This window comes from Hymenobacter terrestris, assembly GCF_013377905.1.
GTDB lineage: Bacteria > Bacteroidota > Bacteroidia > Cytophagales > Hymenobacteraceae > Hymenobacter > Hymenobacter terrestris.
On sequence record NZ_JABKAV010000046.1, the window covers coordinates 1 to 25,919 of the forward strand.

Here is a 25,919-nt window from a genome sequence, read left to right on the forward strand (position 1 = left end):
CCATTGAACGTTTCTCGTTGAACAAGGCCGTTCCACTCGTACAAGGATTCCGTTCAACGGCGGGCGGGGGCAAGCGCTGCCCCTACATCGTTCCATCAGCTCCCACCATGCTCCACCTCACGCCCCCTGACGAAAACGCCCCCACCATGCGCTGGGGCCAGCTGCTGAGCCGCCGCCGCTACCCCGAGCAGCCCCAGTTGCACGTCGTGAGCGAGGCGCCCCCCGTGCGCGGGGCCTTCGTGGCCGACTACGACCGGGTGGTATTCAGCTCGGCCTTCCGGCGGCTGCAGCGCAAAACCCAGGTTATGCCCCTGCCTGAAACCGATTTCGTGCATACCCGCCTCACGCACTCGCTCGAAACGGCCTGCGTGGGCCGCTCGCTCGGCCGCCTCGGGGGCCGGCTGCTGCTCGAAGAAACCGCGGGCCTGGCCGGTGAGCTGCCCCATCTTGACTCCGACTTCGGCGACATTGTGGCCGCTGCCTGCCTGGCCCACGACATCGGAAACCCGCCCTTCGGCCACTCGGGCGAGGACGCTATTTCGGCCTACTTCCGCAGCAGTGCTGCCGAGCCGTTCGTGCGCATGCTCAGCGAGGCCCAACGCGCCGATTTGCAGCATTTTGAAGGTAATGCGGCCGGTTTTCGGGTGCTCACCCACACCTACGCCGCCCACAGCAGCGGCTCGGCTGGCCTGGGCCTCACGTACGCCACGCTGGGCGCGTTCAGCAAGTACCCGCGCCCCTCGGTAGTGCCCGAGCAGGCTCTTACGCAGAGCACCAGCGAGAAGAAATACGGCTACTTCCAGACCGAAGCCGTCCGTTTCGAGGAGGTGGCCCGCGAACTGGGCCTGTTGCCCAAACCGGCCGGATCGGAGGCCGCCGGCTTCTATCACCGGCACCCGCTGGCCTTTCTGGTCGAAGCCGCCGACGACATCTGCTACCGCATCATCGACTTTGAAGATGGCCTGAAGCTGGGCCTGATTCCGTGCGAAAAAGGATTGGCGCTGCTGCGCGACATGCTGGGCGACGCGCCCACCCGCCGCGGCTCGGTGGAGTGGCGCGACTGGCGCGAGGAGCTGGGTTACCTGCGCGCCCGCCTCATCAACCAGCTGGTGCAGCAAACTGCCCGCCGCTTCGCCGACCGCGCCCCCGAGCTGCTGCGCGGCCACCTCGACGAGCCGCTGGTGCGCCAGCTCGACTGCTGGGAGCAGCTCGAAGAAGTTCACCGCCTCACCGCTCACTACCTCTACCAAAGCCGGCCGGTGCTTGAAATTGAAGCTGCCGGCTTCGAGGTGCTCGGCGGCCTGCTCGATGCCTTCCTGGCCGCTACCTTCGACCCCCACGCCAGTGCCCGCTCGCGCAAGCTGCGCCAACTGCTGCCCGAGCAGTTCTGCGCCACCAGCTTCCAGCAGGACGCGGGTGCCTACGAGCAAATCATTCTGCTCACCGACTACATCGGTGGCCTCACCGACCAGAATGCCCTGAGCCTGTTCCGCACCATCCGCGGCATCGACCTGCCCAAAGGTTTCTAGCCGCTAAAACCTGCCCTGGCATGCACCTAAACGAATACCCGGCCCATGCCCGGCCGGATACCGGAGCCCTGGACCGGCGGTTTACCTTATAAGGCAATATCTTAGCCACCTTATATGGCTGAAGTATTTCTGATTCTGCGTAAAGTGGGGCTGTTCCGGCCGCTGTTTGTACTGCTGCTCACGTTAGCGGGGCTGCTGCTGCCGTTGGCTCCGCTACGCGCCACCACCCCCAATGCCCCGGCCGCCGCCGATACGGTGCGCGTGCAGCAGTTGAATCAGCTGGCCTTCGAACTGCGCTCTTCCAACCCGCGCCTGTCGCGGGCCCGCTTCGAGGAGGCCGCCGCGCTGGCTACCCGCCTGGGCTATGCATCGGGGCAAGCCCAGGCTTGGCTGGGGCTGGGTTTCTACTACCGTAAGCGCAACGAGTACGCTCCGGCGCTGGCCTTTACCCAGCAGGCCGCCCGCATTTTCCGGCAGCGCCATGATTCACCTAATTTGATTGCGGTGGGCTACAATCTGGGGTATATCTACTTCGGGCAGGGCAACTACGCTCGCGCCCTGGCTAGCGCCCAGCAGGGCCTCACACAGGCCGAAAAGCTGCGCGACAGCAAATGGCTGGTACTCACCAACGCCCAACTGGGCTTTATCAGCACCCAGCTGGGCGAGTACGGGCAGGCGCTGGCTTATCTGGAGCAGAGCCGCGCTCTGGCCCGGCAAACCAACGACAAAGGGGGCGTGGCCCAAAGCCTGCGCGGCCTCGGCGACCTGTACCAGGCGCAGGGCCAATGGACGCAGGCCCGCCGCTACTACACCGAGGGGGCCACGCTGGCCCGTAGCCTCGGCGACAATCCCGGCCGCATTGTGCTGGAAGTGTACATAGCTGATATGGCTGAGCGCCAGGGCCGCTCGGCCGAGGCTCTGCGCTACGCCCGCCAGGCCCGCGCCGAGCTGCGCCGCCTCGATGTGGTGGGCTATCTGCCGCTGGTAGATCTGGTGATGGCCCGCGCCCAACTGCGCCTGCGCCGCCCCGATAGCGCCATTTATTACGGCCAGCCCGGTTTGCAGGCCAGCCAGGAGCGGGGCGTGAAAGAAGACATCCGCGACGGCAGCCGGGTGCTGGCCGAAGCCAGCGCCCGGCTGGGCCGCTTCGCCGATGCCTACCGCTACCATCGCCTCTTTGCCGCCTACGACGACAGCCTCAGCAGCCGCGCCCTGATTCGGCGCACGGCGGCGTTGCAGTACGGTTTCGAGCTGCGGCAGCAACAGGCCCGAATAGGCGAGCTGACGCGCACGACGGTCATGGTGCGCCAGCAAAACCAGCAGCAGCAGTGGCTGCTGGGCGTGTCGGGGATTGGGCTGTTGCTGGTAACGGGGCTGAGTGTGGTGCTGGGGAGCAACTACCGCCAGAAAAAGCGCGCCTACGAGCTATTGAGCCGCCAGCAGGCCGAGCTGGTGGCCACCCAGCGCCAGCTGGTAGCGGCCGAAAAGTGGGCCTTCGTGGGCGAGCTGTCGGCCGGGATTGCGCACGAGCTGCAGAACCCGCTTAACTTCATGAACCGGCTGGCCTCAGTCAGCAATGAATTGCTGGAGCAGGAAGCAGCCGGCGCGGTAGGAGCGGCCGGCCCTACCGCCGCCCCCGCCGACGAGCTGGGGCAAGAGATTATGAGTGGGCTGCGGCGCAATTTGCACGAAATCAGTCAGCATGGACAGAGGGCCTCGTCCATTATCAACAGTATGCTGGCCCATGCCCGCACCGGAGCTACTACCCTGCAGCCTACCAACCTCAACGCTCTGGTAGCCCGGCAGCTGCGCCTGGCTTACGAGGGTCGTCCCGATACGGCGCTGCTGTTGCCCGCCGGCGTGCTGCACCCCGTGCTGGGCGACGACTTACCCCTGGTGCCCGTGCTGGTGCCCGAAGTGGAACGCGTACTGTTGAATCTGTTTACTAATGCCCTGTATGCGCTGGCCGATCGGGCGGTGCTGGCGGGACCCGGCTACGTTCCCGAGCTGCGGGTAAGCACCGCGCTGCTGGCCGGCCAGGTGCAGGTGCAAGTGCGTGACAACGGTACCGGCATGAGCCCCGACGTGCAACAGCGAATCTTTCAGCCCTTCTTCACCACCAAGCCCGTGGGCGAGGGCACTGGCCTGGGCCTCTCGCTGGCTCACGACATCATTACCAATGGCCACGGCGGCACGCTGCGTGTGGTTTCAGAGGAAGGCCACTTCACGGAATTCACCCTCACGCTGCCGTTGAAGCAGGGGTAGAGCAGGGAAGGGGGTGAGTGGTGATGGGTAGAGGAACAGTCATTCTGAGCGCAGCCGAAGAATCTCTACTGCGAGGGTAGCTCTATCGTCGGGAGTTAGTTTGGCGGTAGAGCTGCTTCGGCTGCGCTCAGAATGGCTGTCCTTTTATCCTTTATACACCCTCACTCAATCAGCAAAAAAGCGAAGCAGGCGCTGATACTTTTCCTGCACTTCGGCCTGCTGCTGGCGTTGCTGCTGCTTTTTAAAGAGCTTCACTTTGTAACGGCTGCCGGGCTGGCGGTTCAGGTGCAGGTAGATGAGTCCCCGACTGCGGCGCTCCGTGGCCTCGCCGCTCCTGATTCGCTCAATGCGCTTGCGGTTGTTGCCGAACAGGGTTTGCAGCGGACTCAGCCCCACAAATAAGTCGGCGCGGCCATCAAGGCCATACTCACCGGTTACCTGCAGATCGGTCAGGTTGCTGCTCAGGTTGAGGTCAGGAATCAGCAGTTGGCCTTTGTCGAGCAGGAAATCGGCCTGTACCGGCTCGAAGAACAGGTGGCTGGTGCGGCGCGGGCTCAGCATCTTTAGCGCCTGCATCAGGGCATCCACTTCCAGTAGCTCCAGGTCAATTAAATCGGCCTGCACCAGCGCGCGGGTGGTGGCCAGGCGTGGTAGGAAGGTTTGGTCGAGGTCGGTGCGGATAGTGGCCTCGGCCTGCATGCGGCCCCGCACGTTATCGGGGCCCAGCACATCGAGGCCCAGCGGAATGGCCAGCGCAAACAGCTGGGGCAGCTCTACATTGCGCAGTTGCATGTGCGCTCGTAAGGGGTGGTGGTTGGTGCCGGAGTCGGTGCGCATCACGCCGCGCAGGGTCAGCTCGCCCCCGAAAGCATGTACCGAGCAGCTTTCCAGGCGGGCCCGGCCGGCTTCGAGGGTAGTAAGCAGGTCAAAGTCGGTGCCCCGCAGTACGCCGTAGTGCATGCGGTTGGCCGTTACATGCACCTGCCCGGTGATGGTGCCATCCATAAACGGCGACGCGGGCCGGCTGGGGCGCGAACTGCGGGCTGCCCGGCGCCCCGGCGAGCCGGCCCGGCGGGCAGCCCGGCCCTCCCGCGCCTCTCGGCCCGACTGCCGCGCCTGACTGTCGTCGGGTGGTGGTACGGTTCCCAGGTCGGCGAGCAGCTTCAGAAAGCGCTGTACGTTCAACGTATCGTAGTGTAGCTCCACTATGGCGCGCGCCCGGTCCAGCCGAATGCCCGCCAACGTTGCCTGCGCCCGGATGCTGCCCTGCCCGCCGGTATTAGTCCGGAACGTAAGGTCAGGAATCTGAAAGCCGGGACCGGTTTTATCTACATGAAACCGCAACTGGTGGAGGCTGCTGGCATCCGTCAGCTGCAGTTGGCCGATAGCCACATCGATGCGGCCGCTGGTAGCCAACAGCATCTCGCGTAGCGTAGGGTCGTTGTTGCCCTGCCCCGGCGGGCGGCGGGGCGGGCGCGAAATACGGGCCAGCAGCCGCTCATAGCTCAGGTTTGGTACCTCCACTTTCAGGCGTACCTGCACTGGCTCGGAGCCCGGCCGGGTAGTAGACCAGCTGGCCTGCCCGCCCAACTTTCCATCCCATACCCGCACCTGCAGGTCGCGCAGGGTTACCCGGCTGCCATCGTGGTGTACAGTGGCGGCCAGCTGGCGGAGAGTATCGTCTGCCAGTACCAGCCGGGCGCAACGCAGGCGTACGCCCTCCAGGCGCAGGCCGTCCGGCAAAATAGTCAGCATATCGACCGCCTGGGCAGGGTCGGCGTCGGTGGTGGCGGCGGCCTGCCTGCGGGTAAGGTGGCGCGGCGGGGCCAGCAGCCGCCGCAGCTCGGGCAGGCGCAGCTCATCTACGCTCAGCGAGCCGCTGATGTGGGTGGTGGGGTGCTGGCCACTCACATAGGCCAGCAGGTTGGTGGTAGTGGCGTTGGCCTGCAGCTGCATGCCATTGAGCTGACCAGTCAGATTTTCAAGCTTCCAGAGGCTGTCGTTCAGCCGGACCCGGACGTTGAGCGCACGCATGCGGGCCTGCCGGTTCGGAATATCAAAAAAAGCATTTTCCAGGCTAACGGTGCCCCTTACCGCCACTGGTAAAGGTAGTGGCCGCCGGCCCGGCCCGGCTCGCCGGGGCCGGAAACTGGGTAGCCAGCCATCCAGCTCCAGGTCGAGGGCCGCCTCGCCGCTGCGGGCTCGCCACAGGTCGGGCACTACCACGGCCGCCAGGGTTTGCAGTTCGGTGCGCCCTTGCACCCGGCCCTGCACCCGGGGCCGGGTAAAGTCGCGCACCGTTAGCTGGGCGTCGAGCTGGCCGGCCGTCGAGTGAATGCGGCACTGCTCGAAGGTGAGGTAAGTGGTACGCGAGTTGTGGTCCGGGCCGTTATCAAACACGCCGCGGGCATCCCAGCGCCGAATGCGGCGGGCGGGGTCGGGCCACTGCACCTGGGCGTCGCGCAGCTCGAAGCGCAGCACCGTGCGCGGCCGCACGGTAGGGCCGGTCAGTCCCCGAATGGTGAAGGCTATGCGGGCGCGGCTGGGGCTGGTGGTGCCTTCGAGGTAGCGCTCCAGGTTGTTGGGCAGCGCCACCCGCAGTACTTTCAGTAGCGGCTGGTAGCCCCGGAAGTGCAGGTTGAGGCGGGTTCCGCGGGGCTCGCCCGGCCCGGCCCCGCGGTGCGTACCGCTGATGTGCACGGTGTCGCCGCTGAGCGTGGCCCGGGTGCGCCGGAACGTGCCTTCGCGCCGACTGAAATCGTAGCCGTAGCGCACCTGGGCCACCACATCTTCCTGCGAAAAAATAAGGCTGCGGCTGCTGCGTAGATAGTTGAGCCGGCCCACCAGCCGGCCCCGTACCCGGGCCACACCACCGCGGGTGCGCACCGCCAGCCGCCCATGCGTTACCCGTGCGCCAAACCCACTATGGTGCAACTCGTTGCGGTCGGAAACCCGCAGGTTCACGATAATCAGCGAGTCGAGGTCGAAATCGGGGGGGAGTTGGGGGCGGCTGCGGCGCGGCCCGCGGCCCCGCAGGCCCCAGTCGTGGCCCGTCGAGTCAGTCAGCTGCCGGAATTCGGCGTTGTGCAGCGTCAGGCGCTGCACTTCGAAGCGGCCGTGCCAGAGCGGGCGTATCGCCAGGCGCATATCGGCCCGGCCCACGCGCAGCACCTCCACCGCCCGCCGGGCCGACGTATCGGTGAGCGACAAATGGTGCAATGAGGCCGTCAGGTAAGGGAAATCGCGCAGCAGGGAGTAGTCCAGTTGCAGCGGGGCCAGCACCAGGTCGGAGTGCGCGGCCAGCCGCTGGCGCACCAGCTTCGTTACTCGCTGGTGCCCCCAATCCGACTGCAGCGCCCACAGCCCCGCTCCCGCCAGCAGCAGCAGCCCCAGCGCGAGGACAGCTAAAATGCGCAGCAGCAGGGAGAGAAACCTCATTTTGCAAGCTAAGAGCTAAGAGCGGACAGCTGTTAGCTTTCGTTTGGTATAAAGCCAGTAGCTAATAGCTCTCGGCTAACAGCTCCAAAAACTCAGTAGTCGGTGCGGGCTTCGTGCTGCTCCCAGGCGCGGAAACCGGCCAGTGCTTCGTCGCGCAGCATCGGCTGCATGGGCAGGTGGCGCTGGCCGAGAGGCTTTTCCAGCTCTTCGTAAATGAATTGGTCGTCGAAGCCGATGGCAGCGGCGTCCTCTTTGGTGTTGCCATAAAATACGCGGCGCGGGCGGGCCCAGTAAATGGCACCCAGGCACATGGGGCAGGGTTCGCAGCTAGTGTACAGGTCGCAGTCGGTGAGCTGGAAGGTGCCCAGCGAGGCGCAGGCCTTGCGGATGGCATCCACTTCGGCGTGGCAGGTGGGGTCGTGGGTGCTGGTTACCTGGTTGAAGCCGCGGGCAATGATTTCGCCGTTGCGCACTACCACCGCGCCGAAGGGTCCGCCGTGGCCGTCCTGCATTTTCTCAATAGAAAGGCGAATGGCTTCGCGCATGAATTCGGGGTTAGGAGCTTCCATAGAGCCGCAGCAGCGTAAAATAGTAGTAAAATTTCGGCCTTGCGGTACACGCAAAAACCCCTGTCAGAGCGCAAAATACGACTTTAGCCATTGGGGCGAAGTGCTGGCTGGCCGCAAAAGTCCTGCAGTATAGCACCCAGTTGCTATGCCGGCCATAACCTTCGCTGTGCTAAGCGGTTTCCTGCTATCAATTCTTCTTTTACTTCAACCTATTCAGCATGTTGCGAACCTTTACTTACGCTACGCTCAGCCTGTTGCTGAGCGTACTGCTCCGGCCCTTCGCCGCGCAGGCCGACCACCTCCGCGCCCATTTGCTGTTCGGCGCTCAGCTCAGCGGAGCCCAGGAGGTACCTGCCGTAGCCACTGCGGCCCGCGGTACAGCCAGCTTCACGCTCAACGCCGGCAAAGACACCCTCTTTATCAGCGGCTCGTTTACCGGCCTCAGCGGCCCCATCACGATGGCCCACGTGCACAACGGCTTCGAGGGCACGGCCGGCCCGGTAGTCACGAACCTGTTCTCGATGATCAAAGGCAACCAAATTGATGGGTTCCTGACCGGCGCTGACATTACCCCGGCCAGGCTCGACCGTTACCTGCGCGGGGCGTACTACCTCAACATCCATACGGCAGCCAACCCCGGCGGCGAAATCCGGGGCCAGATAAAGCTGGAAAAAGATGAAGAATTCACGGCTGAACTGACCGGTGCCAAGGAAGTGCCGGCCGTTAGTACGCCGGCCACTGGCTACGGAACATTCAACCTAACGCAACAGCAGAACAAGCTGAAGTTTCGGGTAGTATTTTCGGGTCTGAGCGGTCCGGTTACCGTCACACACTTCCACACTGGCGCAGCCGGCGCTACCGGCCCAGTCATAGTCGATTTGATGCCCTTCCTCACGGGTAATGTAATTGAGGGCGAAATCACGCCCACGGCCGCCTTCCTCACGGCCCTGAACGCCGGACAGATTTACATCAACGTGCACACTGCCGCCAACCCCGGCGGGGAAATCCGCAGTCAACTCACCCGCGCGGCCCGTTTTTTAAGCCATGATGCCCGGCTCGATGCCTCGCAGATAGTGCCCGCCACTGCTTCAGTAGGTAAAGGAGTATCTGTTTTTCAGCTTAATGCCACGCTCGATACAGTATTTCTTTCTGTGGCGCATACTGGACTGAGCGGCCCGCCTACTGCGTTAGGGATTTTTGCTGCTGATGCAGGGGTTGCTAACCCAGGGCTCGGGGTTATTGCATCTACAGCACTACCGGCCAATGCACCCAATACGCTGGCATTCTTCCTTACTCCTTTGAGTAAGCAGGTCGTTAACCTTTTCCTGACAGGTGGAGCCAATATAATTCTAGCCACGGCGGCCAACCCCAACGGCGAAATCCGGGGACAGGTATACCGGCTGGCGCGCGAGGGCTATACCTTTGTGCTCAGCGGCAAGCAGGAGCGGCCCAACCCAGTGGCCACCGGCGGCTACGGCGCAGGCTTTGTTTCAATGGACCGCGACCAGTCGAACGTGCACCTGAACATGACCTGGGGCGGACTCTCGGGCCCGGCTACTATGGGCCACCTGCACACCGGCCTCATCACCCAATCGGGTCCGGTGGTGTTCAACCTGATGCCGTTTTTCAATACTACTACGCCCACTAGCGGGGCCGATGCCTACTGGAACGCCACCAACGAGGCACCCAACGCCACCAACCCGTTCACCTCCCGTCGGGCATTGCAGTTCCGGCGCGATAGTGTCTACGTGAACCTGCACACGGCTGCCAACCCCAGCGGTGAAATCCGGGGCCAGGTGCTGCGCGACTTCCGCCGGCTGGGCGTGTTGCTGTCCGCTCAGCCATCTGCGCTGGTCGCCGAAGGCTTTGCTGCCACACCCAACCCCTTTCGTGACGAACTTAGCTTCCGTTTCGAGGCACGTAGCAGCGGCAGCGGCACACTGCGGGTAACCGATCTGCTGGGCCGTACTGTGCTTACGCAGGCCGTAAATGTCCGCCCGGGCACCAACCGCACCGATGTGAAGGTACCCGGTGCCGCAGGTGTTTATCTGCTGCTAATGGAATTAAACGACTCACGCATCGTCAGCCGCATCACGAAGCAGTAAGCCGTTGACATCCCGCATACATAGCTCTGTCTGAGCGTAATTCGATTTATTCTGAGCAAAAGGAGAGTGGCTACAAAAAAATAAGCGGTGGGTCTGCAACCTTTCGGTGCGCTTATTGCCTCCTGTTGCCAGAAGACCCTAACAACTGTTTCGGCAAAATCAACCGTCGTTAAAAAGGCTTTGGCCTGATAGTTGACAGAACAGATTTGAAAGAATAGTTTATTAGGTGTTTTGGTTGTGGAAAAGGACGTGGCTGTTGGTCACGTCTTTTTTATTTCTATACTCCCTGACCTTTCCGGGGTATATTTTCCACGACTGCACGACGGACAGCTTGCCTGATACAGAAATAGCGCCGGCAACTGAAAGGATTCATCCCTTCAGTTGCCGGCGCTATTTCTGTATCAGGCAAGCTGTCCGTCGTGCAGTTTTTGTACTAAATAACTAGCCGTAGTTCATAGCCAGTACCGGGAGCCGGTACGCTGAAAGCCCCTACGCGGCTGGGGCCATAGCCCAGGTTTACTTTCACCCACTCGTCGCGCACGGGCAGCAGGGCGATAATTTCCTGGCGCTGGGCAATTAAATCATCGCGCAGGTTCTGTAGCTCGTTGGCTGCCTCGTCGGCTGGTTGCGGGAAGCTACCGGGGGCCGGGCGCTGGCCCAGCTCTGCGGCCGGGGCCGGTGGGGGACTTTGGGTGAGACTGGTGGCGGCAATTTCGGCCTGCGTTAGCTCTTTTTCAGCTGCCAGATAAGCCTGGAGCTTTTCTTCAAGCGGCTTGAGTTCGGGGGCAAGATAATCGAGGTTGCTGGCCATGCGGCAGATGGTTTTACAGATGGGGAAGAGTGCCTGTCTGAACGCAGAACGTTGCTGCAAGGATACGTTGGCTACGCCTGAGTAGGGAGCGGAGATTCTGATTTGGGGCGGTTGCGCTGGCATTTTTCGCCACAGTACTTCACCTCGTCCCAGCAGTTACGCCATTTTTTGCGGTAGGCGAAAGGCCGGCCGCAGGTGATACAGAGTTTGGTAGGCAGATGGGCTTTACCGTGTGAAGTCAAGGCGAAAAGCGAAAAAGTGAAGTGGGTGTACGGGCGCGGCGCGGGCGGAGGCTAAGCGCCGCTCAACTGGCATAACCGGTCCCGGAACGTTTTGCTTTTCTCCTCCTACCTGCCGCACCGCCTATCTTTGCGCCATGTCAACTCCCGAAACTACGGCCCCCGACCCCCTGGGCCATGCGCTACAGGCCTACCAGCAGGGCCAGCTAAGCGCCACGCTGGCCGTACACAGCTCCGTCGCCGACGAGGAAGTGTTGCCGGCCGCGTACTTTTTTCGCTCGCTCTGGGAAATGCCCGAGCTGGAGCGCACCGCTCTGGAGCACTGCCAGGGCCGGGTGCTCGACCTGGGCGCCGGGGCCGGCTGTCACGCTTTAGAACTACAGGCCCGCAATTTTTTAGTGAAGGCCGTGGATATTTCGCCCGGCGCGGTGACCGTGATGCAGCAGCGTGGCGTGCGCGAAGTTGCCTGCCACGATCTGTTCGATTCGGCCCTGGCGCAGGGTGAAAAGTTCGATACGCTGCTCATGCTCATGAACGGCCTGGGCCTGACGGGCAATCTGGAAGGGCTGGAGCGGTTCCTGCACCATGCCAAAACCCTGCTCAACCCCGGCGGCCAGATTCTGGCTACTTCCTCCGATATCAGCTACATGTACGAGGACGAGGACGGGGCGCTGGTGTTCGACCTCAACGGTTCGTACTACGGTGAGGTGACCTACTCGATGCAGTATGGAACCGAGCAGGGGCCCGAGTTCGGCTGGATTTTCGCCGACCCCAGCCTGCTCCAGGATTGTGCCACCGCTGCCGGCTACGAGGTCGAGTTTCTGGAGGAAGACGAGCAACAACAGTACTTGGTGCGCCTCTCGCTGATGTAAGCTGTAAGCAGTTCGGATGGCCGCCAGACCGTCATGCCGATTATGGTTGACGATTTTAGCCAATAGCCTACATTTCCTGATTCAACCAATAAAAAGCTGACAGCTCGTAGCCGCCAGATCAAATCCTCATAAAATGTTCGAACGCACCTACACCGTCCGCTGGGCTGATATGGACCCCAACGGCCACATGCGCCACTCGGCCTACAACGACTATGCCGCCCAGCACCGTATCGAGTTCCTGGCGGCCAGCGGCTTCACGCTGCCCTACTTCGCCAAGGCTGGCCTCGGACCAATTCTGTTCCGCGAGGATACCCGCTTTCTGAAGGAGCTACACATCAACGAGCAACTGCGGGTAGGCGGCGAGTTATCGGGGCTGAACGCCGACGGCTCCCGCTGGAACATCGTGCACACGCTCTATAAGCCCGACGGTCGCCCCGCCGCCACTGTCAGCGTCGAAGGCGCGTGGCTCGATCTGCGTACGCGTAAGCTCACCACCCCACCACCCGAAATTGCCGCCCTCATGGCTGAATTGCCCCGCCACGAGTCGTACAAGGATTTGTAGGGCTAGAGATAAAGTAAAACGACGAGTCATCCTATGCTTTGCCTGGGACGACTCGTCGTTTTACTTTATCACGCCTTCAGCGCCCACCTTGGCCTGAATGCGCTCCACCTGCTTTTGGTGGTGTAGCACATGGTCGAGCATGAAATCGAGGGTTTGATGGATGGTAAGCATGCCCGAACGGGGGTGCTTGAAAATGGCGCGGCTCAGCAGCTTGCTTGGATATTCGTTGAGCAGACGTTCTAGTTGGCGGCGGGTGGTTTCCCACTGAGTGCGCAACTCGGGCAGCGCGGGCACTTCTGCGGGCGTAAGCTCGGCCAGGTAGCGCGGTACTTTAAAGCGCAACCCCGGCAACCGTAGTGCCAGCCGCAACAGCCGCGACTTCAGGAAACCCGCTAGGCCCGTCGGTCGAAGCTTATCGGCTTCGCGTAGCTTCTTTTCGATGTACTGCCCGACGCCCGTTTCAGCTACTAGCAGGTGCTGTACCACCTGCACGGCCGACCACTGCTCGGGTCCCGGCGCAACGGTGGCTTGTTTGCCCATTTCCTCCACGGTGGCCAGCAGGTGGTTGGTAGCGCGCTCCAAACGTTCGAGGCGAAGGTGCAGACGGTGGTTCATGCGGAGAGAAACAGGAGACAGTAAGGAAAAAGGGGATGCTTGCCAGAAAAGGTACGTAAAAACCCGCCCGTCTGGCCGTGCGCCCTGCTCAAAAGGCACCACGCAAAAAGGCCCGCGTTAAGCGGGCCTTTTTACTGCTAGCGAAAATATGCTTTGAATTAGCCCTTAACGTACAGCACATCCTTCACCGCCTGCAGAGTGCGCTCTACGTTGGGCAGCGAGGCTTCAATGAGGGTCGGAGCGTAGGGCAGGGGCACATCCATGCAGGTAACGCGCCGGATGGGAGCATCGAGGTAGTCGAAGGCGCGGTTCTGCACCATGTAGGCCAGTTCCGAGCTGATGCTAGCCAGCGGCCAGGCTTCTTCCACCACTACCATGCGGTTGGTTTTCTTCACCGACTCCACCAGCGTGTCGTAGTCAATAGGGCGCACCGAGCGCAGGTCGATTACCTCGGCATTGATGCCGTCCTGGGCCAAACGGTCGGCAGCTTCGAGGGCGATTTTCATCATCTTGCCGAAGCTGACAATGGTTACATCGGTGCCTTCGCGCACCACGTTGGCTTTACCAATCGGAATGAGGTATTCCTCCTCGGGCACCTCGCCTTTGTCGCCGTACATCAACTCAGACTCCATGAAAATTACTGGATCGGGGTCGCGGATGGCGCTTTTAAGCAGGCCTTTAGCGTCGTAGGGCGTCGAAGGAATCACCACTTTCAGGCCGGGGCAGTTGGCAAACCAATTCTCGAAGTTCTGCGAGTGCTGGCTCGAAAGCATGCCGGCGTTGCCGGTTGGCCCACGGAACACGATAGGGCAGGAGTACTGCCCGCCCGACATCGAATAGATCTTAGCAGCCGAGTTAATTACCTGATCAATAGCTACCAACGAGAAGTTGAAAGTCATGAACTCGATGATGGGCAGCAGGCCGTTGATGGCCGCGCCCACGCCGATACCGGCGAAGCCCAGCTCGGCAATGGGCGTATCAATCACGCGCTCCGGCCCGAATTCGTCGAGCATGCCCTGGCTTACTTTATAAGCGCCGTTGTACTCGGCAACTTCTTCGCCCATGAGAAACACCCGCTCGTCGCGGCGCATTTCCTCGTTCATGGCTTCACGCAGGGCTTCCCGGAATTGGATGGTCCGCATAGCAGGTAGAAAAATCGAAAAATCAGGAAAAGAAAAAAGCTGGCGCTAAACCGGCCCGTAAAGCTACAAAGGGCCGCGCGGTTGGGCAAACCGGTTCAGGATTCCAATTCCAGGCGCACCGTGTCGGCATTTACCTTGATACCCCACTCACTTTGAAATCCTATGGTAAGGTCGTAGTGGGGCTGGGCGTCTTCATTGAAGTACATATTCTCAAACTCGTCGCGGGCTTCAGGTGGCGTTCGGCTGATCTGAGCCACCGTGTCATCCTCCGAAAAGGGGTATTCCGGGTCACGCTCCCGGATTTTCAAATAGCGTACACCCTCGAATACCAGCCGAAGCTTTTGGTACGGCTCCTTTCTGGCCCAGCTACCGGCCGATTTCGTCCACTCCAGCACCAGCCCCACCCGGGGATGCAACTGGTATTCCAGGCGCACAAAGTTGAAGTTATTGTGCAAATCTGCGTGGCCCTTGGGCCACTCCAGCCCAATGTACTGGCCATCGACGGCGAAGTTCGTCAGTTCCATACTGGGTAATATAAAATTTCTCACGTCGTTTTACCGGAACTGCTTCCCCACCTCACTGCCTACCGCAGCGCCTCCAGAAACTGCTTGCCTTTGGTGAACTCGCGGAACTCCAGGTCCTCGACGGCGCGGTTGGCGTAGCTGCGGTCGAGGCCCACGGCGCGGCGCAGGTGCAGGGCCGTGGCGGCCTCGTTGTGCTGGCGGGCGGCCGTTATGGCCAGGCTGTAGTACACCAGCGGGTCTTGGGGGCGCAGGGCCAGCGCCTCCTCGTATATGGCAGCCGCGCCGGGGTAATTGCCCTTCAGCACATAGATGAGGGCGCGGTTCATCAGGTTCTGGTAGCTGCGCGGGTCGCTGTAGCTCAGGCTGCGCAGCGCCTCGTCGGGCTGGCCCATCTCGATTTCGAGGGCGGCTTTGTCGGCGAAAGCCTTGCTGAGCATGGCCGGTGTACCGCCCAGCTTGATGGCGTAGTCGTAGCTCTGGCGGGCTTCAGTCAGGTCGTTGGCGCGGTGGTAGGCCGTGGCCACGCGGTAGAACAGCTCGGCCGTGGGGTTGCGATGGGCGGCCAGCGTAAAGTTGACGGCTGCCCGCCGCTGATAGGCGCGCACTACTTTCGGGTTGGTTTCCTTTTCGGAGCGCATCAGCAGCACAGCGCCCAGGTTATAGTAGGCCTGCCAGGCGCCGGTGTTGGCCACGGCGGTTTCATAAATGCGCTGCTTTTCGGCCAGCAGGGGCGTAAGCGAGGCCGAATAGCGCAACTCCTCGGGCGTGAGGGCATCGGCTTCGGTCTGCTTCTCCACAATCTTTTTCGAGAGCAGATACACCTCCGAATCGTAGCGCTTGGGGGCCGTGTAGCGCACCGATACCGTGCCGAAGCGCAGTACCGGGTAGATGTACTGCTCCAGATAATCGAAGAAGCTGAGCGAATGCAGGCGCTTTTCCTTCTCGGCGAAAGTGCCGGGCGAGTCGTTGATGAGCAGCACTACCGAATCGATTTGGGCCGGCTTGAGGGCCGACTGCTGCACCTTGCTCAGGAACAGGTCCCAGCGGCGGCGGTAGGCTTCGGTTTCAAAGTCGATGTTGCTCACCTTATTAAGGTAGGAAGCTTCATCGACCCGCTTCTTGTAGTAATTAGTCAGGGCCTGCACGCGCCGGTCGGGCAGGCGCGGGTCGTGGCGGTCGAGTGAATCGGGCGAGTGGCCGGCCACAATCATCACCTTTTCGGTGCGCTGGTTGGCTTCGATGAAATCTTCGAGGGCCGCCACATTGGTGCCCAGGAAGTTGCGGATTTCGGCCTTGCCGGCATCAAAGTAAAACGGGAGCACCCGCGTGCCGCTCCGGTCGTTGCTCACGGTTTCGGGCAGCAGCGTCAGCAGCGAATCCTGGCGCACTACCAGTTGGCTGGTGGTGAGGATGCCGCGGGCCAGCACCATTTCCGGGCCCTTAAGGCGCGCGCCGTTGGGTTTGGTCAGGCGGGCATCGGGGCGGGCCAGCAGCTCGCCAGGGCTTTTCTGGGGAGCATACGGGAAGGTGAATTCGCGCCGGATAACGAGCATATTCTTCTGCTGTTCGTCATACACAAACTCGCCCGACAGGAACGTGAGCCTGCCCACGGTGTCTTCGCGCAGGCCGTTCTGGTAGCGGTAGCTCAGGGCCACGTTGTAGGCGGCACCCTTGCGCAGGTGGTTGGCGGGCACCTTGGCCGTTACCTCGAAGCGCACCTGCTGGCCGTTGCTTTCCAACACGGCGGGCGCCACGGTAATCGATTGGCCGGTTTGAGCGGCCTTCAGCACTTTGGGCAGGGGCGAGCAGGCGGGCAGCAGGCCAGCGGCCAGCAGCAGGCTGGTGGCACCGGGCAGCAGGCGCGGAAGATGGGGCATAGGCAACGACTCCGTGGGATCAGAAAAATTTTAAACTCAAACGACAAAAGGTAGCTGATAGACGTATCTTGTCGGGCAGTTCTCGCGTAAGTGCTTGACACCGGGGCGAAATCATCGTATATTACTCCAGCCAATACTTACTGCGCCGCTAAAATTACCCTTATGCATCGAATAACTGACTTCATCGAAAAGCAGAGCTTCGGCGTCTGCAAGGCTATTGGCGACCGGGTTGGCTTTTCCAGCAGCAGCGTACGGCTTTCGTTCGTGTATGCCTCGTTCTTCACGTTCGGTTCGCCCATCGTGCTTTACTTTGCACTAGCCTTCTGGCGTAACGTGCGCCACGCCATGCGCCAGCAGCGCAGCACCGTCTGGGATTTGTAGGTTTTAGAACCGAGACTTTTGGAGGCCCGGCTGCTTTGGTAGCCGGGCCTTTTCGCGTTTCAGCCCCAACCCGCGGCAGCCAGGGCCGTGTACCGTTGCTTACTTTTCCAGCTGTCTGAAAAGGTGCTTGCCCTGCGCGAAATAGGCCCATACGAGGCTGCCGGCGTAGGTGCCGGCGCGCTCGTGCAGGCGCCGGCGGGGCGGAAACTGCCGCCGCCGAATGTTCCAGTAGCCCAAGCGGCCCACAAAGTGCCCATGCGCCCGCAGCACGGCCCAAAAGTCGTCCGTTTGGCCCTGCAGTAACAGGCGCAGGGCCGCCACCCAGTCGAGGGCCACGCGGCTGATGAGCACGGCGGGCAGCTCGGCGGGGTGGGTGTTGAGGTACACCAACGCCAAGCCGTTGCGGAAGTTGAGGTAGGTTTTGCGCGGGTTGGATTTATGCAGCGTGCCGCCGCCCACATGAAACACCGTGCTGCTGCCCTGATACCACACCTGCCAGCCCGCATTCTGGAGCCGCCAGCAGAAGTCGATTTCCTCCATATGGGCAAAAAAGGCTGGTTCCAGCCCGCCCAACGCGTGCCAGGCTTCGGCCCGCACCAGCAGGCATGCCCCGGTGGCCCAAGCTACCGGCCGGGCATCGTCGTATTGGCCGGTGTCGGTTTCGAGCGTGTCGAAGAGGCGGCCGCGGCAGAAGGGGTAGCCCAGGGAATCGAGGTAGCCCCCGCCGGCCCCAGCGTACTCGAACAGTTGGCGCGTGGCCTGGTCGGTGCTGTACTGCCTGATTTTGGGCTGGCAGGCAGCAATGCGCGGGTTGGCCTCCAGTAGCTCGCGTTGGGGCGCGAGCCAACCGGGTGTCACCTCCACATCGGAGTTCAGCAGCACGTAATAGCGGAACTCGGGCCCGAGCTGGGCCAGTGCGTGGTTATAACCCTCGCAGAATCCCAGGTTGCCGCCGTTTTCCAGCACCTGCACCGTTGGAAACTCGGCTCGCACGAGGGCCACCGAATCGTCGGTAGAGGCATTGTCGGCTACGAATATGGCGGCCCCGGCCGAGTGAGCCAGCACGGCGGGCAGGAACTGGCGCAGAAAGTCGCGGCCGTTCCAGTTGAGGATGACCACCGCCACATCGGCGCACGAGGTGTCTGGGGTAGCGTCGGTGGCACTTGCGGCAAGTGCCACCGGATCGGCAGACGAGTCAGATAACGGTTGCAGAACGCTGTTTCAAAAAAAGCTTACGGCTATCAGCTAACCGCTAATAGCTTAAAAAACTACATCCCGAAACCGCTCAGGTCCATGCCGGGGATGTTGGGAATGAGGCCGGAAGTGGTCTTTTTGAGTTCTTCCTGGGCCTTAGCGGCGGCCTCATCCATTACCTTATTCACGGCGGCCACTACCAGGTCGGCCAGCATGTCGCGGTCCTGGGGCTGGAGCAGGCTGTCGTCGATTTCGAGCTTGAGCAGACGGCGCTGGCCGTTGGCGGTGGCCTTCACCAGCCCGCCGCCCGATTCGGCCGTGGCCGTCAGATACTGCAGCTGGTCCTGGGCCTGCTTCATCTTCTCCTGCAGGTCCTTCATCTTGCCCATCATTCCGGCCATATCAAACATAGTCGCGTCGTCTCAAAGGGTGAAAAATAGTAGCGCAAAGATACGCTGTAACGTGAAGCTCCCGCTTCGCGAGTCGTTGAACAGGCTGATTACTGACTGTGCCATGGTTCCGTTCAACGATACGCAAAGCGGACGGTTCGCTCTCCATCAGCGCAGAATAGTGATGGTACCGTACTGCTTCACGGCTCGGCCCTGCTGGTCGAGGGCCTCGAACTGCCAGGCATAAGCGCCCGGCACCGGCGCAGCCCCCTTAATGCGGCCGTCCCAACTGCGGGTGCGGTCGGTGGTCTGGAATACAGTTTGGCCGTTGCGGTCGATGATGGTGAAGCGGAAGTTGTCGAGGAAGCGGCCTTTGAGCTCCAGCACATCGTTTAGGCCGTCGCCGTTGGGTGTGAAGGCGGTAGGCAGCACCAGCTTCACTGGGCGCGCCACTTCGGCCACGTTGGAGTACGAAGGCTCCGTCAGCCCGGCGCCACGGGCCTCAATGCGGTAGCGCACAGTTTGCCGGTTGGGGTCGGGCTGCAGATCGAGGTAAGTAAGACTGCTGCCTACCGCTACGCTGGAAACCAACGTGTTGTCGGATGCCAGCCCCAGCACCTGGTAGCTTACCGGCGCGGCCGGGCCGGGCCCCGTGGCCGTCAGGGCCGACCAGGTTAGGCGAATTTCGGGGCCGTTGGAGCTGGCGGCTTCGGCCTTCAGCTGCACCACGCATATGCCTGAACCAGCAGGGGCGCGGTTGCCGCACGCATCCTGAAACTCGACCGTGTAGCACAGCGGCATGACCGGATCGGGCGTAACCAGCGTATCGAGCAGGCGGCGGGCGGGCGTGACGGCCAGCGGCGCGCCGTTGCGCTGGTAGCTAAGTTGGCCGCCGACGGCTACACCCGGCACCTCGGCCCGCAACTCTACCTGGTTGCGCAGGTTGAAGCCGGCCCACAGCCGCGGCCGGGTCGGTGGCGTAGTAGAAAGGGCAGTCAGGCTGATTTCGTTGGAAACCGATATGGCCGGCCCGCTGCTCAGGCTAAGCTGGTAGCGGTAGGTAGTGCCGCAGCTCACGGCCGCATCGTCGTAGCTGGTGGCGCCGGGCGGTAGCGGCAGTACCACGCTGGTGCTGCCCTCGGTGCGGGTGAGCGTGTAGGTGCCGCTGCCGGCGCTGGTCCAGCTGAGCTGATTGCGGCCGTTGGTAGCCGCGCCGGTTAGCTGCACCGAGCAGATTTCGTTGGAAGGCAGGCTTAAAACCGGTGGCTGGCACTGGTCCTGGAGCAGCAGCCGGTAGCAACCTGGCAGTGGGGCCGCGGGTAGCGTAAAGCTGGCCGTATTACTGGCAATGACTGTCAGGCTGCGGTAACCGCCCGGGGTGTTGGCATCGGCTACCTGCAGCTGATAGCGGTATTCTGGTTGCAGCGCCTCAAACTCCAGTTGCACGGTGCCAGGCAGAGGCAGTGTAAGCCGCCGCAGTATCGGCGCTTTGGGGGCGGGTAGGGGGGTAAAGGGTTTGGTGCTGGTACCCTCGCATAGCCCGGCCTGGGCACTACGGCCCGATACCGTAACCGTATTGGGGCCGCTGCCGACCGGCACCGGATAGCTTACCGCCACGCCGCGCGTTGCCGGAACCCGCGGCCCGGTGCCCACCTGCACCAAATAGTTGGGGTAGCTGGCATCGGTAACCGTTACCTGCACCAGCCCCGGCGAGCAGACGCTGACCTCAAAAGTGGGTGGCGATGCTTCCAATACTTCGTAAGTCTTGGAAAAGATGATGCCCTGACTGACTCCTGGTTGGCCCTGTGTATTCTGGGTGATAACCAGCGGTCCTGCTAGGGTGGGGGTGAACGTGGTGGTGGTATCGGTGAAGCCGGTGCAGAGCGTGGTAGTACCCTGGCGGTAGTAAATCTGGGCCGGGTCGAGGTTTTTACCGCTTGTGTCGCGCAGTCGTACCGGCCGACCGACGCACAATAGCCTAGGCAACAGCTGGCCGGTAGCGGCGTCATAGGCCTCAAACCGGGCATCGGTCCCGGTCTGCGACACACAAGGTGCCTGGGCGCGCGCTACTGAGCCGACTAAAAAGTTGGCTAGCAGCAAAACCCAGAATAGGAGTGCATTTCTTATCACGACCAGATTAACGCCACAAGTGCTAAAATCTTTTCCCTAAGAAACGTAAAAAGCAACTTGCAGTGAAGCCGCCCCTCAAGCACTGCATGTGGAGATGCAGCGCCTGGCTTTACTCCCAAGTGTACGTGCGCACGAAGTCGGCGGCGGCGGCCAGGTCGGGGTACAGGATCCGGTCGTGGGCTACGAAGGGCACCTTTTCGCGAAAGGCCGCCACCAGCGCCTCCAGTGGGGCCGAGCTGCGGCCAGGGCGGCGGAACTCCAGGGCCTGGGCCGCGTTCAGCAACTCGATGCCCAGCAGCTGCTCTACATTGACGACTACGCGCAGGGCCTTGGTGGCGGCGTTGGCGCCCATGCTCACGTGGTCTTCCTGGCCGTTGCTGCTCACCAGGCTATCCACCGAGGCTGGCGTGCATAGCTGCTTGTTCTGGCTCACGAGGCCGGCAGCGGCATACTGCGGCATCATCAGGCCCGAGTTGAGGCCCGGCTCGGCCACCAGAAACGGCGGTAGCCCCCGCTGCCCGCTGATGAGCTGGGCCGTGCGCTGCTGCGAGATGCTGCCCAGCTCGGCCACGGCAATGGCCAGCATATCCAGCCCCAGAGCCAGCGGCTGGCCGTGGAAGTTGCCCCCGCTCAGAATAGCATCATCCTCGGGGAAAATGGTGGGGTTGTCGGTTACGGCGTTGCACTCGATTTCAGTGGTGCGGGTTATGTACGCCAGCGCATCGCGGGAGGCGCCGTGTACCTGCGGCATGCAGCGCAGCGAGTAGGGGTCCTGAACGGCGGTTTTGGGCTGCTGCTGCAGCTCGCTGCCGGCCAGCAGGCCCCGCAGACGCTCGGCCACCAGCAACTGCCCGGGGTGGGGGCGCAGGCGGTGCAGGCGCTCATCAAACGGTTCGCGCAGCCCATCGAACCCCTCCAGCGAGAGGGCCCCGATAACGTCGGCGGCGGCAGCCAGCCGGCGGGCCCGCAGCAGCCCGTGGACGGAGTAAGCCAGCATAAACTGGGTGCCGTTGAGCAGGGCCAGCCCTTCTTTGGCCCCCAGTACAATCGGCTCCCAGCTGAACAGGCTCAAGGCATCGGCGGCGGCCAGGCGATAGCCTTCGTAATTGACTTCACCCATGGCCAGCAGCGGCAGGCAGAGGTGGGCCAGTGGGGCCAGGTCGCCGCTGGCGCCCAGGCTGCCCTGCTCGTACACCACCGGCAGCATGCCGCGGTTGTAGAAATCGAGCAGGCGCTGCACGGTGACCACCTGTACGCCGCTGTGGCCGTAGCACAAGCTCTGGGCTTTCAGCAGCAGCATCAGCCGCACCAGTTCGGCCGGCACCTCGGGCCCCGTGCCGCAGGCGTGCGACATCAGCAGATTCGTTTGCAGCTGCTGGCGCTGCGCGGCCGGAATAGCCTGCCCGCACAGCGCCCCAAAACCGGTATTGATGCCGTACACGGCCGTATTAGGGTCGCGCTCCAGACGCTGGTGCAGATAGCGGTGGCCGGCTTCGAGGCGCTGGCGGGCTTCGGCGCTGAGCACCACCCGGGCCCGAGTGCGCAACAACTCGTCGATGGTCGTTAAATCGAGGGAAGCGGAAGGGGTGAGTTCGTAGTCGGCGGCCATAGGGTAGGGAAGGAGGGCAGGAGCTTCAAAAGTACAGAATAAGCCTACGCTGTCTGTAACGGCTCAAAGGCTGCACCTGCAGCAGCTTCATCAGTTCCGGCAAACACGCTGCTAACCAATTCTACCAGTAGCTGGAGCGATGGGTATAAATACGGAGTCGTGCTTAGTGAAATCCGTATTTTTTGCGCTTGCTTCCAAATAGCGAGTTTTCGATATTTGAAGTATCGCACTGATCTTTATTTCATTACGACATGGAATACAACCCGAAGTTCGGACCCGGCGCCCAAACGCCTTCCCAGCGCCGCACCGTGCTGATGCGTCTGCAGGATGCTATTCCCAGCCTGCGTACCAAGGCTACACCCTACGCCAAGCAGCTCTATAGCCGCTATGTGGCCGGCGAGCTAAGCTGGCCCGAAGTTCGGCAGGCCCTCAACGTACAGATGTAGTTTCCGGTGGTCGCCTACCAGTAGGAGGTCGGTGTAGGGGCGGGGCTTGTCCCCGCCCCTACACCGACCTCCAAAGCTTAACCCCTAACCGCTTCCAGTTCTGTTAATACCTGTTCCAGTGTCAGCGTCTGCTCCTGGCCGGTAGCCATTGTTTTCAGTTTGAATAGGCCGGCGGCGCGCTCCTCGGGGCCCTGTAGCAGTACGTACGGAATGCCTTTGCCATCGGCGTACTTGAACTGCCGGCCCAACTTGCCCGGTTCGGGGTACAGTTCGGCGGCAATGCCTGTTGCCCGCAGGCGGGCCAGTACGGGCAGTACCGCTATTTCGCTTTCGGCATCGAAATTGGCCAGCAGGCAGCGCGAGGTGCTGTTGACGGCCTCCGGGAACAGGTTTAGCTCCTCCAGGCAATCGTAGAGGCGGTCGACGCCGAACGAGAAGCCCACACCCGACACGCCCGGCAGCCCGAAAGCGCCGGTGAGGTTGTCGTAGCGGCCGCCGCCGCTCACGCTGCCCATGTTCACGTTGTTGATCTTGATTTCGAAGATGCAGCCCGTGTAGTAACTCAGGCCGCGGGCCAGCGTCACGTCGAATTCCAGGTTGTCCCACTTTTCGAAGCCGAAGCCGCGCAGGTAGTCAAGTACCTGGCATAGGTCCTGCAGGCCCTTGAAGCCGTCGGCGCCAGGGGTGTCGGGCTCTACGGCGGCCGTTACAAAAGCGGCCAGCAGCCGCTCCAGCTTCTCCTCGAATGAGCCTTCCACATTCAGCAGGTCGAACAGCTTTTCAATGGCTTCAGCCGAAAAGCCGCGCTCGACCAGCTCCTTTTCTACGCCCTCGCGGCCAATTTTATCGAGCTTGTCGATGGCCGTGAACAGGTCGACTTCGGTGCCCTCGCCGCCCAGGGCCTGGTAGAACGCGCCCAACACCCGGCGGTGGTTTATTTTGATGGTGTGGTCGGTGAGCCCTAGCGTGGTGAGGGCCTCGCTCATCATAAGCACAATTTCGGCTTCGCAAAGCAGCGAGTCGGTGCCCACCACGTCGGCGTCGCACTGGTAAAACTCGCGGTAACGGCCGCGCTGGGGCCGGTCGGCACGCCACACCGGCTGAATCTGGTAGCGCTTGAAGGGGAACACCAAGGTGCCCTTGTTCATCACTACGTACCGGGCGAAGGGCACCGTGAGGTCGTAACGCAGGCCTTTTTCAGCAATTTTGGGCAGCACCGCCCGCGGGCCGGCCAGCAGGTCTTCGGGCGTTACTTGCTCTTTGATAACCTCGCCCTTCTGCTTTTTAAGAAAGTTGCCCGAGTTGAGCACCTTGAACAGCAGCTGGTCACCTTCGTCGCCGTACTTGCCGGTGAGTACGCTCAGGTTTTCCAGGGTTGGAGTTTCGAGCGGAGCGTAGGCGAACTTCTCGAACACGCGGCGGATTACGCCGAAAATGTAGTTGCGGCGGGCCACCACGGCCGGGCCAAAGTCGCGGGTGCCTTGTGGGATGCTGGGTTTTTGGGCGCTCATCGGGAGGGGCGAAGAAATCGGAATGCGGTGGTATGGCCGCAAAATTCGTGCTTTCCGCCGGACTTTCCCCGATTCTTCCGCGCCGGCCCCAAATCAGCTCTTGCGAGAGGACTCAAATTCGATTTCCTGCATGGCATCGAGTACCGAGGCAACCAGTAGCGGCTGCGAGTCGGGGTCGAGGCACTGGAAGCGGTGGCGGCTGGCCTGGGGGGTGTGGCACAGAATGAGTTGGCGCGACTGAGCCCGCAGCACGAAGGAATAGGCTAATAGCAGATCGATTGCGTCGTTGCTAAGCATATCCAGCAGGCTCAGGTCAATCACTACGGCTGGCTTGTCGGCGCGGCTGGCACGGTGCAGGGCGCGGGCCAGTACCACGTTGTCGGTGGTGCTAGTGGCTGCACAAGAAGGGATAAGCAGGTAAGCCTGGGGTAATTCTTCGCGCTGTACATCCAACATCTTCCGGTCCTCACTATAAACGGTATAACTCCGCTTATAAGCGAGTATTTGCAGGTGCAAGTTACGGCTTCATCAAGGACAAAATATAATTTTAGCAGGATAATTTACTTTAATCGGCAAATACGTGGTATTCATCGTGTTTTTCGGCTTGTTTGCCGAGCGTGGTGTAGCACCGGAGCGGCCAGCGGCGACTTAAGCGGCACCCTTATCCCGGCCCGGCGCAGGCCGCGGGTGGTCCAGTCGTTACAGGTGCGCAGGGCATGGTAGCGGCCCCGGGCGCGGAAGAAAAAATCGGCGGCGCCGTAACCGCCCGCTTGGAGCAACGGCTGGCGGCCCAACGAGTCGGGCGCGGCCAGCGTGGCCTGCACATGCGCCACCAGCCGCCCATACTGCGCTGCCGATACTCGCAGCGGCACCACCAGGGCGCCTGAGTCGGGCGCGGCGCGGTAGAAACTGGCGTGTACCAGGGTTTTAGAAGGCAGCAGGGCTCGTAGCATGGCGCCCGGCCCAGGCGTGCGTCCGCCCATTGAACCCAGAAAAAATCCTTCATTACCCCAGCCAAACCCTACGTAGCGGTAGCGGCTGAAGCGGGCCGTGAGTTCTGGCTGACTGAGTTCGCGCAGCCAGTCGTGGCCGGTTTGCGGGTCGTGGAGGGGCAGCACCAAATCGGTGTGGGCACCGTTCGACACTACGAAAATCGGGATGCCGTCCGGCGTCTGTCGGAAATGCCGGTTTACGGGCACCGTGGCCCCGGTCATTAGCAGAAGAATAAACGCCACAAAAGCCGCCATAACGCGGCGAATATAACGAGCACGAGCAGTTCAGCAGCCCCAACCTCGACCCGCTGATGCTCAACACCACCAACGACCCCCTCCAAATCAGCCCCCACCTGGAGCTAACGGCCCAGGAGAAACGTCAAATCGTAGCCTTTTTGAAAACGCTGACCGATGAGGAGTTCATAACTGACCCGCGGTTTTCGGAGCCGAAGTAAATGCGCCTTTAGCCGCTTGATTTGGCCTACTTACCTGCTTCGGCTCCCGCTTGATAACTCAGAAGTACGCAACAAACCTTCGGGAAGCATACCCGATTTGGCTTGCTTTCCGAAGGTTTGTTGCGTACCTATAGCGGTTTCGTGAACGATGTGACCCATTATTGTGGGGCTTGGGTGTGGTAGCCGCAGTGGTCAAACCAGTTGCGTGCATCCTGACTCGTAATCCAATTGATGGCTTGGTGTAGGGCCTGCTCCAGCGCCTGT

General features: G+C 61.8%; 23 protein-coding genes. 8 read left to right on the forward strand and 15 right to left on the reverse strand.

The window, feature by feature from the left end:
- Nucleotides 1–1,529, forward strand: a 1,529-nt coding sequence (dgt, locus tag HW556_RS13450) for a dGTP triphosphohydrolase (RefSeq protein ID WP_317170526.1), incomplete at its 5' end; no start/stop codon positions are given.
- A gap of 114 nt (nt 1,530–1,643) precedes the next feature.
- Nucleotides 1,644–3,794 (forward strand): tetratricopeptide repeat-containing sensor histidine kinase, encoded by a 2,151-nt coding sequence (locus HW556_RS13455; protein WP_176900612.1) that lies wholly within the window; start codon nt 1,644–1,646, stop codon nt 3,792–3,794.
- Between the two features lie 165 nt (nt 3,795–3,959).
- On the opposite strand, the gene HW556_RS13460 is transcribed toward HW556_RS13455, so the two are convergent.
- Both HW556_RS13460 and HW556_RS13465 read right to left on the reverse strand, forming a co-directional pair.
- Entirely contained in the window at nt 3,960–7,232 is a 3,273-nt protein-coding gene (locus HW556_RS13460; protein WP_176900613.1) for an AsmA-like C-terminal region-containing protein, read from the reverse strand.
- A 92-nt stretch (nt 7,233–7,324) separates the two neighbouring features.
- The gene (locus tag HW556_RS13465) at nt 7,325–7,801 is read right to left on the reverse strand and encodes a nucleoside deaminase (protein ID WP_176900614.1); all 477 of its coding nucleotides are present in this window, start codon (nt 7,799–7,801) and stop codon (nt 7,325–7,327) included.
- A 218-nt stretch (nt 7,802–8,019) separates the two neighbouring features.
- Here HW556_RS13465 and HW556_RS13470 point away from each other — a divergent pair, with 218 nt between their 5' ends.
- Nucleotides 8,020–9,906, forward strand: a complete 1,887-nt coding sequence (locus HW556_RS13470; protein WP_176900615.1) for a CHRD domain-containing protein — start codon at nt 8,020–8,022, stop codon at nt 9,904–9,906.
- Nucleotides 9,907–10,339: 433 nt separating this feature from the next.
- Here the strand turns inward: HW556_RS13470 and HW556_RS13475 are convergent, their stop codons facing one another.
- The gene (locus HW556_RS13475; RefSeq protein WP_176900616.1) at nt 10,340–10,717 is read right to left on the reverse strand and encodes a hypothetical protein; all 378 of its coding nucleotides are present in this window, start codon (nt 10,715–10,717) and stop codon (nt 10,340–10,342) included.
- A 71-nt stretch (nt 10,718–10,788) separates the two neighbouring features.
- Complete coding sequence (locus tag HW556_RS13480) at nt 10,789–10,959, reverse strand: DUF2256 domain-containing protein (protein ID WP_176900617.1); 171 nt, start codon at nt 10,957–10,959, stop codon at nt 10,789–10,791.
- A gap of 134 nt (nt 10,960–11,093) precedes the next feature.
- Here HW556_RS13480 and HW556_RS13485 point away from each other — a divergent pair, with 134 nt between their 5' ends.
- Both HW556_RS13485 and HW556_RS13490 read left to right on the forward strand, forming a co-directional pair.
- Nucleotides 11,094–11,828: a class I SAM-dependent methyltransferase gene (locus HW556_RS13485; protein ID WP_176900618.1), complete on the forward strand. Its 735-nt coding sequence runs from the start codon at nt 11,094–11,096 to the stop codon at nt 11,826–11,828.
- Between the two features lie 133 nt (nt 11,829–11,961).
- Nucleotides 11,962–12,390, forward strand: coding sequence for an acyl-CoA thioesterase (locus HW556_RS13490; protein WP_176900619.1), 429 nt, complete (start codon nt 11,962–11,964; stop codon nt 12,388–12,390).
- A 60-nt stretch (nt 12,391–12,450) separates the two neighbouring features.
- Here HW556_RS13490 and HW556_RS13495 read toward each other — a convergent pair whose 3' ends face one another.
- From HW556_RS13495 to HW556_RS13510, 4 genes are all read right to left on the reverse strand, one after another.
- Nucleotides 12,451–13,005, reverse strand: a complete 555-nt coding sequence (locus HW556_RS13495; RefSeq protein ID WP_176900620.1) for a DinB family protein — start codon at nt 13,003–13,005, stop codon at nt 12,451–12,453.
- Between the two features lie 158 nt (nt 13,006–13,163).
- Entirely contained in the window at nt 13,164–14,147 is a 984-nt protein-coding gene (locus HW556_RS13500; RefSeq protein WP_176900621.1) for a pyruvate dehydrogenase complex E1 component subunit beta, read from the reverse strand.
- 95 nt (nt 14,148–14,242) lie between these two features.
- The gene (locus tag HW556_RS13505) at nt 14,243–14,671 is read right to left on the reverse strand and encodes a hypothetical protein (protein ID WP_176900622.1); all 429 of its coding nucleotides are present in this window, start codon (nt 14,669–14,671) and stop codon (nt 14,243–14,245) included.
- Between the two features lie 59 nt (nt 14,672–14,730).
- The gene (locus tag HW556_RS13510; RefSeq protein WP_176900623.1) at nt 14,731–16,548 is read right to left on the reverse strand and encodes a tetratricopeptide repeat protein; all 1,818 of its coding nucleotides are present in this window, start codon (nt 16,546–16,548) and stop codon (nt 14,731–14,733) included.
- A 162-nt stretch (nt 16,549–16,710) separates the two neighbouring features.
- Between HW556_RS13510 and HW556_RS13515 the strand changes: the two genes are divergently transcribed.
- Nucleotides 16,711–16,929, forward strand: coding sequence for a PspC domain-containing protein (locus HW556_RS13515; RefSeq protein WP_176900624.1), 219 nt, complete (start codon nt 16,711–16,713; stop codon nt 16,927–16,929).
- A gap of 99 nt (nt 16,930–17,028) precedes the next feature.
- Here the strand turns inward: HW556_RS13515 and HW556_RS13520 are convergent, their stop codons facing one another.
- The 4 genes from HW556_RS13520 to hutH all read right to left on the reverse strand — a co-directional run bounded on the left by HW556_RS13520 (nt 17,029) and on the right by hutH (nt 22,251).
- Nucleotides 17,029–18,108 (reverse strand): glycosyltransferase family 2 protein, encoded by a 1,080-nt coding sequence (locus tag HW556_RS13520; RefSeq protein WP_317170528.1) that lies wholly within the window; start codon nt 18,106–18,108, stop codon nt 17,029–17,031.
- An 89-nt stretch (nt 18,109–18,197) separates the two neighbouring features.
- On the reverse strand, nt 18,198–18,533 hold the full coding sequence (locus tag HW556_RS13525) for a YbaB/EbfC family nucleoid-associated protein (RefSeq protein ID WP_176900625.1): 336 nt from the start codon (nt 18,531–18,533) through the stop codon (nt 18,198–18,200).
- Nucleotides 18,534–18,680: 147 nt separating this feature from the next.
- On the reverse strand, nt 18,681–20,558 hold the full coding sequence (locus HW556_RS18935; protein ID WP_176900626.1) for a T9SS type B sorting domain-containing protein: 1,878 nt from the start codon (nt 20,556–20,558) through the stop codon (nt 18,681–18,683).
- 193 nt (nt 20,559–20,751) lie between these two features.
- Nucleotides 20,752–22,251: a histidine ammonia-lyase gene (gene hutH, locus HW556_RS13535; protein ID WP_176900627.1), complete on the reverse strand. Its 1,500-nt coding sequence runs from the start codon at nt 22,249–22,251 to the stop codon at nt 20,752–20,754.
- A 251-nt stretch (nt 22,252–22,502) separates the two neighbouring features.
- Between hutH and HW556_RS13540 the strand changes: the two genes are divergently transcribed.
- Nucleotides 22,503–22,697 carry a hypothetical protein gene (locus HW556_RS13540; RefSeq protein WP_176900628.1) on the forward strand — a complete coding sequence of 65 codons (195 nt, stop codon included), beginning with the start codon at nt 22,503–22,505 and terminating at the stop codon, nt 22,695–22,697.
- 77 nt (nt 22,698–22,774) lie between these two features.
- Here the strand turns inward: HW556_RS13540 and hisS are convergent, their stop codons facing one another.
- The 3 genes from hisS to HW556_RS13555 form a co-directional block, all read right to left on the reverse strand.
- Entirely contained in the window at nt 22,775–24,208 is a 1,434-nt protein-coding gene (hisS, locus tag HW556_RS13545) for a histidine--tRNA ligase (protein WP_176900629.1), read from the reverse strand.
- 93 nt (nt 24,209–24,301) lie between these two features.
- Nucleotides 24,302–24,664, reverse strand: a complete 363-nt coding sequence (locus HW556_RS13550) for a hypothetical protein (protein ID WP_176900630.1) — start codon at nt 24,662–24,664, stop codon at nt 24,302–24,304.
- Nucleotides 24,665–24,795: 131 nt separating this feature from the next.
- The gene (locus HW556_RS13555) at nt 24,796–25,443 is read right to left on the reverse strand and encodes a TIGR02117 family protein (protein WP_176900631.1); all 648 of its coding nucleotides are present in this window, start codon (nt 25,441–25,443) and stop codon (nt 24,796–24,798) included.
- Between the two features lie 68 nt (nt 25,444–25,511).
- Between HW556_RS13555 and HW556_RS13560 the strand changes: the two genes are divergently transcribed.
- Entirely contained in the window at nt 25,512–25,655 is a 144-nt protein-coding gene (locus tag HW556_RS13560) for a hypothetical protein (protein ID WP_176900632.1), read from the forward strand.
- The last annotated feature ends 264 nt before the right edge of the window (nt 25,656–25,919 follow it).

Bases quoted from the DNA above. Each gene is read 5' to 3' on its own strand.
- HW556_RS13455 (WP_176900612.1), top strand. From the start codon at position 1,644: ATGGCTGAAGTATTTCTGATTCTGCGTAAAGTGGGGCTGTTCCGGCCG.
- HW556_RS13460 (WP_176900613.1), bottom strand. From the start codon at position 7,232: ATGAGGTTTCTCTCCCTGCTGCTGCGCATTTTAGCTGTCCTCGCGCTG.
- HW556_RS13465 (WP_176900614.1), bottom strand. From the start codon at position 7,801: ATGGAAGCTCCTAACCCCGAATTCATGCGCGAAGCCATTCGCCTTTCT.
- HW556_RS13470 (WP_176900615.1), top strand. From the start codon at position 8,020: ATGTTGCGAACCTTTACTTACGCTACGCTCAGCCTGTTGCTGAGCGTA.
- HW556_RS13475 (WP_176900616.1), bottom strand. From the start codon at position 10,717: ATGGCCAGCAACCTCGATTATCTTGCCCCCGAACTCAAGCCGCTTGAA.
- HW556_RS13485 (WP_176900618.1), top strand. From the start codon at position 11,094: ATGTCAACTCCCGAAACTACGGCCCCCGACCCCCTGGGCCATGCGCTA.
- HW556_RS13490 (WP_176900619.1), top strand. From the start codon at position 11,962: ATGTTCGAACGCACCTACACCGTCCGCTGGGCTGATATGGACCCCAAC.
- HW556_RS13495 (WP_176900620.1), bottom strand. From the start codon at position 13,005: ATGAACCACCGTCTGCACCTTCGCCTCGAACGTTTGGAGCGCGCTACC.
- HW556_RS13500 (WP_176900621.1), bottom strand. From the start codon at position 14,147: ATGCGGACCATCCAATTCCGGGAAGCCCTGCGTGAAGCCATGAACGAG.
- HW556_RS13505 (WP_176900622.1), bottom strand. From the start codon at position 14,671: ATGGAACTGACGAACTTCGCCGTCGATGGCCAGTACATTGGGCTGGAG.
- HW556_RS13510 (WP_176900623.1), bottom strand. From the start codon at position 16,548: ATGCCCCATCTTCCGCGCCTGCTGCCCGGTGCCACCAGCCTGCTGCTG.
- HW556_RS13515 (WP_176900624.1), top strand. From the start codon at position 16,711: ATGCATCGAATAACTGACTTCATCGAAAAGCAGAGCTTCGGCGTCTGC.
- HW556_RS13525 (WP_176900625.1), bottom strand. From the start codon at position 18,533: ATGTTTGATATGGCCGGAATGATGGGCAAGATGAAGGACCTGCAGGAG.
- hutH (WP_176900627.1), bottom strand. From the start codon at position 22,251: ATGGCCGCCGACTACGAACTCACCCCTTCCGCTTCCCTCGATTTAACG.
- HW556_RS13540 (WP_176900628.1), top strand. From the start codon at position 22,503: ATGGAATACAACCCGAAGTTCGGACCCGGCGCCCAAACGCCTTCCCAG.
- hisS (WP_176900629.1), bottom strand. From the start codon at position 24,208: ATGAGCGCCCAAAAACCCAGCATCCCACAAGGCACCCGCGACTTTGGC.
- HW556_RS13550 (WP_176900630.1), bottom strand. From the start codon at position 24,664: ATGTTGGATGTACAGCGCGAAGAATTACCCCAGGCTTACCTGCTTATC.
- HW556_RS13560 (WP_176900632.1), top strand. From the start codon at position 25,512: ATGCTCAACACCACCAACGACCCCCTCCAAATCAGCCCCCACCTGGAG.